Source organism: Oleiphilus sp. HI0123 (genome assembly GCF_001635315.1).
The window spans coordinates 1-424 of sequence record NZ_LWGE01000138.1 but is presented as its reverse complement, the minus strand read 5'-3'; the positions used below and the strand labels follow the sequence as shown (position 1 = coordinate 424).

The 424-nt window shown below is 38.2% G+C and carries 1 protein-coding gene; it reads left to right on the top strand.

What is annotated here, in order from left to right:
• Window positions 1–250 (top strand): GNVR domain-containing protein (locus tag A3761_RS01305; protein ID WP_304439563.1); only part of this gene is annotated, 250 nt, incomplete at its 5' end.
• Between the last annotated feature and the right edge of the window lie 174 nt (window positions 251–424).

Here is a 424-nt window from a genome sequence, read left to right as displayed (position 1 = left end):
ACAGGAGCAGCTTGGCGAGGATCAAACTCACTCAATGGAAAGTGCTTTTTATCAATTGATTGAGCAGCAGACGCAAACGATTATGCTAGCCAAAGTTAGAAAAGAGTATGCTTTTTCTGTAATCGATCCAGCTATTTCTCCTGAAAAGAAGGTAAAACCTAGACGGGTGTTCATAGTCCTGTTATTTATTCTAATTGGCGGTTTTTTCTCAGTAATTTATGTTCTCACTAAGTTCTTCGTTAAGAAATAAATTCTAGGTTTTTGTGGGCAGCACTGCATGAATATAAAGTGGCCAAAGAGCATGTTAATCCTCGTTATATTTACTGCTGCTGGAAGCTTGTCTAGTTTCTTGAGGGAGGTTTATATTGCTTATGAAATTGGAGCTAGTTCCGACCTAGATATCTATCGTCTTGCTGTATCATAC